Raw genomic sequence first — 12435 nt, 5'->3', positions numbered from 1 at the left:
GCATGCGCGTACTCGTCGTCGAAGATGACAAGGATCTCAACCGGCAGATCGGCGACGCGCTGGTCGATGCCGGCTATGTCGTCGACCGCGCTTTCGACGGCGAGGAAGGGCACTTTCTCGGCGACACCGAGCCCTACGATGCCGTAGTGCTCGATATCGGCCTGCCGCAGATGGACGGCATCAGCGTGGTCGAACGCTGGCGGCGCGGCGGCCGCAAGATGCCGGTGCTGATCCTGACGGCACGCGACCGCTGGAGCGACAAGGTTGCCGGCATCGACGCCGGCGCCGACGACTACGTCACCAAACCCTTCCACATCGAGGAAATCCTGGCCAGGGTGCGGGCCTTGATCCGGCGTGCTGCCGGGCACGCTTCGTCCGAACTGACCTGCGGGCCGCTCCGCCTCGACACCAAGGCCTCCAAGGCCGACGTCGACGGCGTGCCGCTGAAGCTGACCTCGCACGAATTCCGCTTGCTTGCCTATTTGATGCACCACATGGGCGAGGTGGTGTCCCGGACCGAGCTTGTCGAGCATCTCTACGACCAGGATTTCGACCGCGATTCCAACACGATCGAGGTCTTTGTCGGACGGCTTCGCAAGAAGATGGGCATCGACATGATCGAAACTGTTCGCGGCATGGGCTACCGCATGCGTAAGCCGGAGGCGTAACGCGGAACCGCTGCCTACAAAACCCGCCGTCTCGAACACGCCGTCGCTGCCGTCATGGCCGCGTTCGGTGGCGTTTCGCGTCATCGCCTTTTCCACGGTCTGGGCGATCCTCACTCTGGTCGTCATCTTCACCTTGATCACCACGCTCTATCGCCAGGCCAGCGAGCGCGGTTTCGACAGCCTGCTTTCGGCGCATCTGTTCAACCTGATCGGCTCGGTCGGCGTTTCTGAAAGCGGCCAATTGACCGGCGCCCCCGACCTTGGTGATTTGAGGTTCTCGGAACCGAATTCCGGCTGGTACTGGTCGGTCGAGCCTGCCTCGGAAGGCGTGCACGGCGATCTCCATTCGTCGTCGATGACCAAGGCGATCCCGTCGCCAAGCGTTGCCGAGGTGCCCTTCAATGCCAGCTTCCAGCGCAGCTATTCAGCGGACGGCATCGAAGGCGAGCAGTTGGAGGTGTTCGAGAGCGAGTTCGTGCTCGATGCGAAAAACCGCGCCGCGCGCTTCCGCGTCATGGGCAACCAGACCGAGCTCGAGCAGGAAATCGCCACCTTCCAGCGGCGCCTTTTGACCTATCTGTCGCTGTTCGGCGTCGGCATGATCGCCATCAATGCGATTGCCATCCTGCTCGGCCTGCAGCCGCTGCGCCGGGTCAGGAATGCGCTTGCCATGGTGCGCGAAGGAACCGCGCAGCGCCTAGACGGCCGTTTCCCGGCCGAGATCGAGCCGCTCGCCAACGAGACCAATGCGCTGATCGAGAACAACAGGCGTATCGTCGAGCGGTCGCGCACGCAGGTCGGCAACTTGGCTCACTCGCTGAAGACGCCGCTTGCCGTGCTGCTCAACGAGGGACGGGCGCTGGGTGGCGCCAAGGGCCAGCTGATCGCCGAGCAGGCCGCTTCCATGCAAAAGCAAGTGGACCATTATCTGCAACGTGCCCGCGTCGCCGCGCAGCGCGACAGCCTCGTCTACCGTACGCCGGTGGCGCCGCTGGTCCAGCGCATGGTTCGGGTGCTGCAGAAGCTCAACCCGCAGACGGCGCTGTCGCTCTCACTGCCGGCCACCGACATCGTCTTTGCCGGCGAACGCGAGGACCTGGAGGAGCTGCTCGGCAATCTGCTCGACAATGCGATGAAATGGGCAAGGAGCGCGGTCGCCGTTTCGGTCAAGCCAATCCCCAGCAAGGGTGGCGCTGGCACGGAAGGCGCAGCCAGCCTGTTCGAGATCAGCATCGAGGATGACGGCCCCGGCATTCCCGACGACAAGGCGCGCGAGGTGTTGCAGCGCGGCCGGCGTCTCGACGAGACAAAACCGGGCAGCGGGCTCGGACTTGCCATTGTCGCCGACCTTGTCAACGAGTATGGAGGCTCTCTGGCGCTGGAACGATCCGTCATGGGTGGATTGAAGGCGATGGTTCGATTGCGGAGCCTTCAGTAATGCTTTTCCAGATTGCTTTTCCAGGTGGCCGGCTGCGGCCAAATTTCCGACAAACATCGACATTATGGCCGCGCCAGCTGCTGACAGCGCGGCGGTCCAGCTCAAGAAAGCCGGTATTGGCATGAAGATTCGCGTCGCGCTCGTTTCCGCCCTGCTCGCCGTCTCCGGCTGCACAACGCTCGGCAAGGGCCCGGCCGTTACGGTGACGCCGGCCGCGACGCCCCCCAGCGGCGCCAAGGTGGCGACGACGATCATCTCCGCCATGGGCGGCGGCCTCGTCGGCGGCTCTATCGGCGCCGGCCTGAGCGAGACCGAGAAGCGCAGCGCGCTCGAGGCGGAATACAAGGCGCTTGAATACACGGCGAGCGGCCAGAAAGTGGCTTGGAAGAGCGACAGTTCGGCCCATCGCGGCGAAGTGGTCGCCGCCCAGCCCTATCGCGTCGGCTCGCAGGACTGCCGGCAATACACCCATACGGTGTTTACCGGCACCGCCGGCGCCACCGCGCGCGGAACCGCCTGCCGCAATGCCGACGGCAGCTGGACGCCGCTGACGTAGAGCAATTCCAGGAAAAGTGTGAAACGGTTTTCCGTCCGGAATTGCGCAACAAAGACGCCCGGCCGTCGATCCGCCGATACCGATCCGGCACCAAAGCGCGTCGCGTTCGACCGGCCTCATGCGACGCGCTTTAGGTTCTTGTTTTGATGCATGGTCGTTGTCGCAAAACCGCTGCACACTTTTGCGCGACATGCATTATCGATCGGAGCGGCCCCGCCAAAGCGTCGCAGCACGCTTGTGTTGGCAGGGCAAGGGTCTCGTTCTATTGGAAGAGCCATGCTGTTCTGGGTCATAGCCGCAATCCTGACGCTGGGCGCAAGCCTGGCGGTGCTGCTGCCGTTGGCCGGCGGATCGAAGAACGCGTCCGCTGCTGGCGATCACGACCTTGAAGTCTATCGCGACCAGCTGGCCGAGCTTGACCGCGATATGGCGCGTGGCCTGATCCAGCCAATGGAGGCCGAAGAGGCACGCGCCGAAATCGCCCGCCGCATCCTTCGCCTGAGCAATGCCGGCCACGCCGACGACACGGCGACGCCGCCGTCGCGGTCGACAAGGCTGGTGGCGACAGCGGCCGTGCTGCTGGTTCCGCTGGTCAGCTGGGGCCTCTATGGCCAGCTCGGCTCACCCGACCTGCCGTCGCAGCCGCTCAGCGAACGCCTGGCCAAGAACCCCGCCGACAGCTCGGTCGACGAGCTGATAGCCCGCGCCGAGGCGCACCTGGCGGCCAACCCATCCGATGGCCGCGGCTGGGACGTGCTGGCGCCGGTCTATCTGCGCATGCAGCGATACGCCGATGCGGTGACCGCCTATCGCAACGCCATCCGCCTCGACGGCGACAGCGCCGCCCGCCAGGCGGGTCTTGGCGAGGCGATCGCCAATGCGGCCGGCGGCATTGTCTCCGCCGAAGCGCAGGCGGCTTTCGAGGCGGCGTTGAAGCTCGATCCGGCCAATCCGAAGGCCTCGTTCTATCTCGCCATGGGCATGGCACAGGAAGGCCGCATAGCTGAAGCCACGGCGGCCTGGCAAAAGATGCTTGCCGCCTTGCCGCAGGGCTCGCCGTGGCGCGGCGCCGTCGAGCAGGCGCTGGCCGAATCCGCCGCCCGCAGCGTCGCTTCGGAGGCGCCCGCGAAAGGGCCGACCGCCGAGGATATCGATGCTGCCTCCTCGATGTCGCCGCAGGACCGGCAAGCCATGATCAGCACCATGGTTGCCGGCCTCGACGAAAGGCTTCGGCAAAATCCGCGCGACGAGGAAGGGTGGATGCAGCTCGTTCGTTCCTATGCCGTGCTGGGCAAGACAGATCAGGCGCGTGATGCGCTCAATCGCGGTATCGCCGTCTTTGGCGCGGACAGCGACCAGGCCAGGAAATTCACCGCCTTTGCCGCCTCGCTTGGCGTGACGGCGACGGAGTAGACGATGACGCGCAAGCAGAAACGACTGTCGGTGATCGCAGCGGGGCTGGGGTTTCTCGGTGTTGCCACGGGGCTGACCTTCTATGCGCTTGGCCAGAAGGCCTCCTATTTCTACATGCCGGCCGATCTGGCCACCGCCAGCCTTCAGCCGGGCCAGCGCATCAGGCTCGGCGGTCTCGTCGAAAAAGGCACGGTCGAGCGTAGCCAAGGCGCCACCGTCGCCTTTTCGGTGACCGACAACCAGAAGGACGTCAAGGTCACCTATACCGGCATTCTTCCCGACCTCTTCCGGGAAGGACAGGGCGTGATCACCGAAGGCTCGTTTGGCCCTGACGGAATCTTTGTCGCCGACAGCGTGCTGGCCAAGCATGACGAGACCTATATGCCCAAGGAAGTGGCCGACGGCCTCAAGGCCAAGGGCGTATGGCAGGAGAGCAAGAGTGACTAGCGGGTGCGGTGACAATGGTTGAAACCGGACATTTCGCCCTGGTCCTGGCGTTTGCGCTGGCCCTGGTGCAGACGATGGTGCCGCTGTTCGGTGCGCGCACCGGCAACCACAAGATGATGGCCGTCGGCGCACCGGCCGCGCTGACCGGCTTTGCCTTGACGGCGCTGTCTTTCGTGGCGCTGGCAACCGCCTACGCCGGCTCCGACTTCTCGGTTGAGAGCGTCTGGGAGAACTCGCATTCGCTGCAGCCGCTGATCTACAAGATCACCGGAACCTGGGGCAATCACGAAGGTTCGATGCTGCTCTGGGTGCTGATCCTGACCTTCTTCGGCGCGCTCGTCGCCGTCTTCGGCGGCAATCTTCCGGCGACGCTCCGGGCCAATGTGCTTGCCGTGCAGGGAGCGATCGGCGCCACTTTCTTCCTGTTCATCCTGACGACGTCGAACCCGTTCGTCAGGCTCAATCCGGCGCCTATCGAGGGCCGCGATCTCAACCCGATCCTGCAGGACCTCGGCCTCGCCATCCATCCGCCGCTGCTTTATCTCGGCTATGTCGGTTTCTCGATCTGCTTTTCCTTCTCTGTCGCTGCCCTCATCGAGGGCCGCATTGACGCTTCGTGGGCGCGCTGGGTAAGGCCGTGGACATTGGTTGCCTGGATGTTCCTCACCGGCGGCATCGCCATGGGCTCCTACTGGGCTTATTACGAGCTCGGCTGGGGCGGCTTCTGGTTCTGGGATCCGGTCGAGAACGCATCCTTCATGCCGTGGCTGGCGGGCACGGCGCTGCTGCATTCGGCGATCGTCATGGAAAAGCGCTCGGCGCTGAAGATCTGGACGCTGCTTCTGGCGATCCTGACCTTCTCACTGTCGCTGCTCGGCACCTTCCTGGTGCGTTCCGGCGTGCTGACCTCGGTGCACGCATTCGCCACCGATCCGACGCGTGGCGTGTTCATCCTCTGCATCCTGACGCTGTTCATCGGCGGCTCGCTGGCGCTATTTGCCTTGCGCGCCTCCCGGCTGACGGCCGGCGGCCTGTTTCACCCGATCTCGCGCGAAGGCGCGCTGGTCCTGAACAATCTGTTCCTGACCACCGCCACCGCCACCGTGCTGGTCGGCACGCTCTACCCGCTCGTCGTCGAAGCCCTGTCTGCCGACAAGATTTCGGTCGGCGCGCCGTTCTTCAACCTGACATTCGGCCCGCTGATGGTGCCGTTGCTGGTCGTCGTGCCGTTCGGGCCGCTCCTCGCCTGGAAGCGCGGCGACATTTTCGCCGTCGCCCAGCGCCTGATGGCGGCTTTCGCGGCGGCGCTGCTCGCCGTGCTGGTGACGGCCCTGTTCATCGATGGCGCTTCGGTGTTGGCGGCACTCGGTGTCGGCCTTGCCTTCTGGCTGATCTGCGGCGCGCTCACCGATCTCGCCGTCAAATCCGGCTTCGGCACCGTCGTGCCCGCCACCATGCTCAGGCGCTTCGCCGGCCTGCCGCGCTCGGTCTTCGGCACAGCGCTTGCGCATCTCGGCCTCGGGCTGACAACGCTCGGCATTGTCGGCACGCTTTGCTTCGGCACCGAAAAAATCTTGGCGATGCATGCCGGCGAGACCGTCGAACTGTCCGGCCACAAGCTGCGCTTCGAGGGGCTCTATCCGGCCCAGGGGCCTAACTACAGTGAGGATCGCGGCCGCTTCGCCCTGCTAGGCGCCGACGGCAGCGTCGCAGGCGAGATCACCTCGGCCAAGCGCTCATATCCGGTGCGCCAGATGACCACAACCGAATCCGGCATCAGGACGATCGGCTTCAGCCAGCTCTATCTTTCGCTTGGCGACGAGGGCAGCGATGGCTCTGTGGTCGTTCGTCTGTGGTGGAAGCCGCTGGTGACGCTGATCTGGGGCGGCGGACTGGTGATGATGGCGGGCGCGGCGATGTCGCTGCTCGACCGCCGCCTGCGCGTCGGCGCACCGTCGCGCCGCAAGGCTGCGGCCGGCGTGCCATCGGCGAGCCCGCAATGAAAAGGGTCACGCTGGCCTCGCTGGTCCTGCTGCTGGCGCTGTTGTTCGCCGGCGCCGCGCAGGCGGTCAAGCCCGACGAGGTGCTCGCCGACCCGGCACTCGAGGCGAGGGCGCGCGCTTTGTCGGAAGGCCTGCGCTGCATGGTCTGCCAGAACCAGTCGATCGACGAGTCCGATGCCGACCTCGCCCGCGACCTGCGCATCCTTGTGCGCCAGCGCCTGGTCGCCGGCGATACCGACCGGCAGGTGATGGACTATGTCGTTTCGCGCTACGGCGAATTCGTGCTGCTGAAGCCACGCTTCAATCTGCGCAATGTTTTGCTCTGGGGGACGCCAGTTCTTCTGCTGCTCGTTGGCGGGACATTCATCCTGCTGGCCGCCCGTTCGCGCCGTTCGACGGTGACCGCTGCATTAACTGCCGAGGAACAGGCGGCGCTGGACAAGATGCTCCGCCGCGATTGATCGATACATTACGAAAGTTTCATGTACCGGAAATGGCGCCGTAATGTGCGGCCCTCTATTTCCTTTGTCGAGGATGCCAATCAAGGGGCGTCCCTTGAAAAGAGGATACGAGAACCATGAATGTTGCCCCCAATTCATATCTACGCACCCGCAAACGCCTTCTGGCCGCAGCCGCATCCCTGGCCATTGCCGGCGCGATCGGCTTTGGTGCTGTTGCCACCGGGACAGCCCCGGTGCTGGCCGACGCCGTGCGTGTCGAGGCACCGCAGGTCCCGAGCTTCGCCGATGTGGTCGATCGCGTTTCGCCGGCGGTCGTCAGCGTGCGCGTCAAGGCCAAGATCCAGTCGACGGCCGATGACGGTTCCGGCCAGATGGACGACGAGGACGGCTTAGGCAATCTTCCCGACAACCCGCAGCTGCGCCGGTTCTTCCGCGAATTCCGCGGCTTTGGCGATCAAGGCGGCGATCAAGGCCCGAACGGAATGCGCCGTTTTGGACACCGTGACCGCAACAACGACCAGCCGCGGCCGGTGGCGCAGGGATCCGGTTTCTTCATCTCCGATGACGGCTATCTCGTCACCAACAACCATGTCGTCGAGGAGGGCACCGCCTTCACCGTGGTGACCAATGACGGCAAGGAACTCGACGCCAAGCTGATCGGCACGGACCCGCGCACCGATCTTGCCGTGCTCAAGGTCGATGACGGCAGCAAGTTCACCTATGTCGACTTCGCCGACGATTCCAAGGTTCGCGTCGGCGACTGGGTGGTGGCTGTCGGCAATCCGTTCGGCCTCGGCGGCACGGTTACCGCAGGCATCGTTTCGGCCCGCGGCCGCGATATCGGCGCCGGTCCCTATGACGACTTCATCCAGATCGACGCCTCGGTGAACCGCGGCAATTCGGGCGGCCCGACCTTTAACCTCAACGGCCAGGTTGTCGGCATCAACACCGCGATCTTCTCGCCCTCGGGCGGCAGCGTCGGCATTGCCTTCGACATTCCCGCTTCGACCGCCAAGCAGGTCGTGCAGGATCTGATGAAGAACGGCACCGTGCAGCGCGGCTGGCTCGGTGTCGAGATCCAGCCGGTCACCCCCGAAATCGCCGAGTCGCTTGGCCTTGGGTCCGGCAAGGGCGCGCTCGTTGCCAGCGCGCAGGACAACGGTCCCGGCAAGAAGGCCGGCATCACCGCCGGTGACGTGATCACCCAGGTGGACGGCAAGGACGTTGCTTCGCCCAAGGAACTCGCCCGCCTGATTGGCGCTTACCCGCCCGGCAAATCTGTCGACGTCACGGTGTGGCGCAACGGCAAGAGCGAGGCGGTTAAGGTCGATCTCGGCAAGCTGCCGTCGAGCGACAAGCAGGCCTCGGCCGACCAGCAGCCTGCCCCCGCGCCGAAGACCGACACGCTCGCCGATCTCGGCCTGACCGTCACCAAGTCTGACAATGGCAAGGGCCTTGTGGTGACCGATGTCGACCCCGACAGCGATGCCGCCGATCGCGGCATCCAGCCCGGCGACGTCATCACCTCCGTCAATTCGGCGGAAGTGACCGGCACCGGCGACGTCGACAAGGCGATGGCCGACGCGGTGAAGTCCGGCCGCAAGGCGGTGCTGATGCAGATCACCCGCGACGACAGCAACCGCTTCGTCGCACTGCCTGTCGCCAAGGGCTGAGCGCATGACCCCGAACACGTATTCCGTTTTCGGAAAGGCTCATGCGCCGATTCAAGGTGCTAGAGCGTCCTTTGCGCGTCCAAGAGGACGCGCGGCGCTCTAGTGGTCGACTTTTCCGGTGCGGCGGTTTTCAACACCCCCGAGCTGCCGCACGGGAAAGCACGGGGCCTGAATACGTTAGTCAGTCATCGTGTTCCGCCCCAGCGGCAGCGGGCTTCCCATCGCCGCTGCCGCTCGAACATGCCGCTCAAGGCGTGAAGCGGTTTTAGGCCAACGACATGCTAAAACAAAGACTTACCGCGTATCCCTGAATCACTTTGTTCGCGACATGCCATGGAGAAGGCCACGATGCATATGCCGGCCACTCAATCTTCCAGCGAAATCGCGTATAACGGTTCTATGAAGATTCTCGTCATAGAAGACGATCGCGAGGCGGCCGACTACCTGCAGAAGGCGTTCGCCGAGGCCGGCCATACCGCCCATGTCGCCGGCGACGGCGAAACCGGCTTCGCACTCGCTGATTCCGGCGACTATGACGTCATGGTCGTTGATCGCATGATGCCGCGCCGCGATGGCCTGTCCGTCATTGCCGGGCTCAGGTCCCGGGGCAATACGACGCCCGTGCTGATCCTGTCGGCGCTCGGCGAAGTCGACGACCGGGTCACCGGTCTGCGCGCCGGCGGCGACGACTATCTGACCAAACCCTACGCCTTTTCCGAACTGCTCGCCCGCGTCGAGGTGCTGAACCGCCGCGCCAGCGCCAGGGAAGCCGAAACCGTCTACCGGGTCGGTGATCTCGAACTCGACCGGCTGTCGCACTCGGTGCGCCGCGCCGGGCGCGAGATAACGCTGCAGCCGCGCGAGTTCCGCCTGCTCGAATATCTGATGCGCCATGCCGGCCAGGTGGTGACGCGCACCATGCTGCTCGAGAATGTCTGGGACTACCATTTCGATCCGCAGACCAACGTCATCGACGTTCATATCTCGCGGCTGCGGGGCAAGATCGAGAAGGGCTTCGACAAGCCGATCCTGCACACGGTTCGCGGCGCCGGCTACATGCTGAAAAGCGGCTAGAACCCCATGACTCTTTCCGTGCCGGCCATCATGAAGACGACGGCAGCGCGGCTTTCGGCGCTCTACCTCCTGCTGTTCGCCATCTGCGCGGTGCTGCTCGTGTTCTACATGACCTCGCTGTCGGCGCGCATGCTGACCGGCCAGACCCAGGACACGATCAACGACGAGGTGCTCGGCCTCGCCCGCGCCTATCAGCGCGGCGGCTTGCCGCTGCTGGTCCGTGTCGTCGAGCAGCGCTCCCGCCAGCCCGGCGCCAATCTCTATCTGATCGCCGATGCCAACGGCCAGATCCTGACCGGCAACGTGCAGAGCCTGGAGCCGGGCGTGATCGAGGCCGAGGGCTGGATCACCGAACCGTTCTCCTACCGCCGCTTCGGCGAGGGCGAGCTCGAGCGGCAGCGCAACCCGATCTCCGACCCGAACGAGCCCGCCCAGAGCGAAGTCCAGGCCGAAGGCGAGAAAGGCCACAACGCCATTGCCCTGGTGCTGCGCCTGCCCAACCAGATGATCATGCTGGTCGGCCGCGACCTCGGCGAGCCGGAGCGCTTCCGCGCCGTCATTCGCCGCGCCTTGATGCTGGCGCTCGGCATGATGGGCGTCGGTGGGCTGCTGATCTGGTTCTTCGTCGGGCGCGCGGCGCTGAAGCGCATCGACAGCGTGTCCGAGGCGAGCCGCCGTATCATGGGCGGCGATCTTTCCGGCCGGCTGCCGGTCACCGGCGCCGGCGACGAGTTCGACCGGCTGTCGGAAAACCTCAATTCCATGCTGGCCAGGATCGCCACGCTGAACGAGGGCCTGAAGCAGGTCTCCGACAACATCGCCCACGACCTGAAGACGCCGCTGACCAGGCTGCGCAATCGCGCCGAGGCGACGCTTTCCGGCAAGCACAACACCAGCGACTACCGGCAGGCGCTGGAAGGAACGATCGCCGAATCCGATCAGCTGATAAAGACCTTCAACGCCATCCTGATGATCTCGCGACTGGAAGCCGGCTATTCCTCGGAAAGCACCACCAGGGTTGATTTGGCCGCTGCCGTGCACGACGTCGTCGAACTCTACGAGCCGGTAGCGGAGGAGGCGGGCGTGACGCTCGAAACTTCGGTGCAAGGTTCCTTCGCCGTCAACGGCAATCGCGAGCTGATTGGCCAGGCGCTGTCCAACATCGTCGACAACGCGATCAAATATTCGACCGACTCGACCTCCAGGCCTATGGTTCGCGTGACGCTGGAGCGTGTCGGTAGCGAGATCAGACTCGCCGTCTCCGACAACGGCCAGGGCATTCCCGACGATGTCGACCGTGCCAGGGTGACCGAACGTTTCGTGCGGCTGGAAAAGAGCCGCTCGCAGCCGGGATCCGGCCTTGGCTTGAGTCTCGCCAAGGCCATCATGACATTCCACAATGGACGGCTTGAGCTTCTGCCCGGCAATCCCGGATTGTCGGTCGTCATGAGTTTTCCCGGGCGGGAGGATCGCTGATGGTAGCGAGGATGGCAGTGCGACGCCTCGAAACGGACTGGCTGTTGAAGCCGGCGGTAGAGCTCGTTCCGCTGGATGCAAGCCGCGCCAGGCAGGAATTGTCGGAGATCGCCGACGCCGCGCGGCAAAAGGAACTGCCGCGACTGGCGAAATTTCTCGCCGGCAAGGGGGTCGTCCAGGATTTCCTCGCCGCCGTGTTCGACCTGTCGCCGTTCCTGCGCGATACCGCGCGCCGCCGGCCGCGGATACTCGATGCGCTTTTCAACGAGACCATCGAGGCGCGGCTGTCATCGATCGGCGCCGTGGTCGACAAGGCATCACGCGCAGAGGCCGTCTCCGAAAGCAGCCTGATGATGGAGCTGCGCCAATGTAAGGCGGAGGCGCATTTCCTGATCGCCTTGGCCGATCTCGCCGGCGAAGCCGAGACCTCGCTGACGGTGCAGCGACTGAGCGACCTTGCCGACGCCTGCACGCGTGCGGCCGTCGATTTCCTGCTCCGCGACGCGCATGAGCAAGGCAAGCTCCGATTGCCGGATGCCAAAAATCCGGCGCGACGCTCGGGCTGGATCCTGCTCGGCATGGGCAAGCTCGGCGCGCATGAGTTGAACTTTTCCTCCGACATCGACCTCGTCGTCTTCTTCGACCCCGATGCGCCAGCTGTCGTCGATCCGCTCGATGCAACCGAGCTGTTTTCGCGCCTGACCCGCCGGCTGGTCCGCATTCTCCAGGACCGCAGCGAGCATGGTTATGTCTTCCGCACCGATCTCAGGCTTCGTCCCGACCCCGGCTCGACGCCGCTGGCGATCCCGGTCGAGGCGGCGCTGCGCTACTATGAGGCGCGCGGCCAGAACTGGGAGCGCGCCGCCATGATCAAGGCGCGCCCGGTGGCCGGCGATGTTGCTGCCGGCGCCGTGTTCCTGAAGGAACTGCAGCCCTATATCTGGCGCAAATACATGGACTACGCGGCGATTGCCGACGTCCATTCGATCAAGCGCCAGATCCACGCCCACAAGGGCCATGGCGAGGTCGCGGTCAAAGGCCACAACGTCAAGCTCGGCCGCGGCGGCATCCGCGAGATCGAGTTCTTCGTCCAGACCCAGCAACTCATCGCCGGCGGCCGCGATCACCCACACAGCCGGCCCCCCACCCAGCCCCAGATAAGCCACCAACCCCCCCCCGGCCGGAGAGGTAGAATAAAAAAAAAAACAAAAACAACACACAAAAAA

Annotated in this window: 11 protein-coding genes; all 11 read left to right on the top strand. The window is 64.7% G+C overall.

The window, feature by feature from the left end:
• Positions 1-2 precede the first annotated feature (2 nt).
• Positions 3-668, top strand: coding sequence for a response regulator transcription factor (locus tag NKJ20_RS26395; RefSeq protein ID WP_023718390.1), 666 nt, complete (start codon positions 3-5; stop codon positions 666-668).
• Positions 669-678: 10 nt separating this feature from the next.
• Positions 679-2106, top strand: a complete 1428-nt coding sequence (locus tag NKJ20_RS26390; protein WP_352748160.1) for an ATP-binding protein — start codon at positions 679-681, stop codon at positions 2104-2106.
• A 121-nt stretch (positions 2107-2227) separates the two neighbouring features.
• Positions 2228-2662, top strand: coding sequence for an RT0821/Lpp0805 family surface protein (locus NKJ20_RS26385; RefSeq protein WP_023677823.1), 435 nt, complete (start codon positions 2228-2230; stop codon positions 2660-2662).
• 276 nt (positions 2663-2938) lie between these two features.
• Positions 2939-4075 (top strand): c-type cytochrome biogenesis protein CcmI, encoded by a 1137-nt coding sequence (gene ccmI, locus NKJ20_RS26380; protein ID WP_352449041.1) that lies wholly within the window; start codon positions 2939-2941, stop codon positions 4073-4075.
• Positions 4076-4078: 3 nt separating this feature from the next.
• Entirely contained in the window at positions 4079-4522 is a 444-nt protein-coding gene (gene ccmE / locus NKJ20_RS26375; RefSeq protein ID WP_023677821.1) for a cytochrome c maturation protein CcmE, read from the top strand.
• Positions 4523-4536: 14 nt separating this feature from the next.
• Positions 4537-6525, top strand: coding sequence for a heme lyase CcmF/NrfE family subunit (locus tag NKJ20_RS26370; protein ID WP_352748107.1), 1989 nt, complete (start codon positions 4537-4539; stop codon positions 6523-6525).
• The gene (locus NKJ20_RS26365; RefSeq protein WP_084641257.1) at positions 6522-6986 is read left to right on the top strand and encodes a cytochrome c-type biogenesis protein; all 465 of its coding nucleotides are present in this window, start codon (positions 6522-6524) and stop codon (positions 6984-6986) included. The genes NKJ20_RS26370 and NKJ20_RS26365 overlap by 4 nt, the downstream gene beginning before the upstream one ends.
• Before the next feature lie 116 nt (positions 6987-7102).
• Complete coding sequence (locus tag NKJ20_RS26360; RefSeq protein ID WP_352449039.1) at positions 7103-8659, top strand: Do family serine endopeptidase; 1557 nt, start codon at positions 7103-7105, stop codon at positions 8657-8659.
• A 399-nt stretch (positions 8660-9058) separates the two neighbouring features.
• The gene (locus NKJ20_RS26355) at positions 9059-9733 is read left to right on the top strand and encodes a response regulator transcription factor (protein ID WP_254819962.1); all 675 of its coding nucleotides are present in this window, start codon (positions 9059-9061) and stop codon (positions 9731-9733) included.
• Positions 9734-9739: 6 nt separating this feature from the next.
• Positions 9740-11209, top strand: coding sequence for a sensor histidine kinase (locus NKJ20_RS26350; protein WP_352449038.1), 1470 nt, complete (start codon positions 9740-9742; stop codon positions 11207-11209).
• On the top strand, positions 11209-12435 hold a 1227-nt coding region (locus NKJ20_RS26345; protein WP_502902834.1), incomplete at its 3' end, for a [protein-PII] uridylyltransferase family protein. The genes NKJ20_RS26350 and NKJ20_RS26345, both read left to right, overlap by 1 nt.

It is taken from the genome of Mesorhizobium sp. M0185, assembly GCF_040322175.1.
Classification (GTDB): Bacteria; Pseudomonadota; Alphaproteobacteria; order Rhizobiales; family Rhizobiaceae; genus Mesorhizobium.
The sequence above is the reverse complement of the archived record's forward strand: the minus strand, read 5'-3'. Positions and strand labels throughout refer to the sequence as shown.

What these genes read in the sequence shown, in the direction of transcription:
- NKJ20_RS26395 (WP_023718390.1), top strand. Translation starts at nt 3, where the DNA reads ATGCGCGTACTCGTCGTCGAAGATGACAAGGATCTCAACCGGCAGATC.
- NKJ20_RS26385 (WP_023677823.1), top strand. Translation starts at nt 2,228, where the DNA reads ATGAAGATTCGCGTCGCGCTCGTTTCCGCCCTGCTCGCCGTCTCCGGC.
- ccmI (WP_352449041.1), top strand. Translation starts at nt 2,939, where the DNA reads ATGCTGTTCTGGGTCATAGCCGCAATCCTGACGCTGGGCGCAAGCCTG.
- ccmE (WP_023677821.1), top strand. Translation starts at nt 4,079, where the DNA reads ATGACGCGCAAGCAGAAACGACTGTCGGTGATCGCAGCGGGGCTGGGG.
- NKJ20_RS26370 (WP_352748107.1), top strand. Translation starts at nt 4,537, where the DNA reads ATGGTTGAAACCGGACATTTCGCCCTGGTCCTGGCGTTTGCGCTGGCC.
- NKJ20_RS26365 (WP_084641257.1), top strand. Translation starts at nt 6,522, where the DNA reads ATGAAAAGGGTCACGCTGGCCTCGCTGGTCCTGCTGCTGGCGCTGTTG.
- NKJ20_RS26360 (WP_352449039.1), top strand. Translation starts at nt 7,103, where the DNA reads ATGAATGTTGCCCCCAATTCATATCTACGCACCCGCAAACGCCTTCTG.
- NKJ20_RS26355 (WP_254819962.1), top strand. Translation starts at nt 9,059, where the DNA reads ATGAAGATTCTCGTCATAGAAGACGATCGCGAGGCGGCCGACTACCTG.
- NKJ20_RS26350 (WP_352449038.1), top strand. Translation starts at nt 9,740, where the DNA reads ATGACTCTTTCCGTGCCGGCCATCATGAAGACGACGGCAGCGCGGCTT.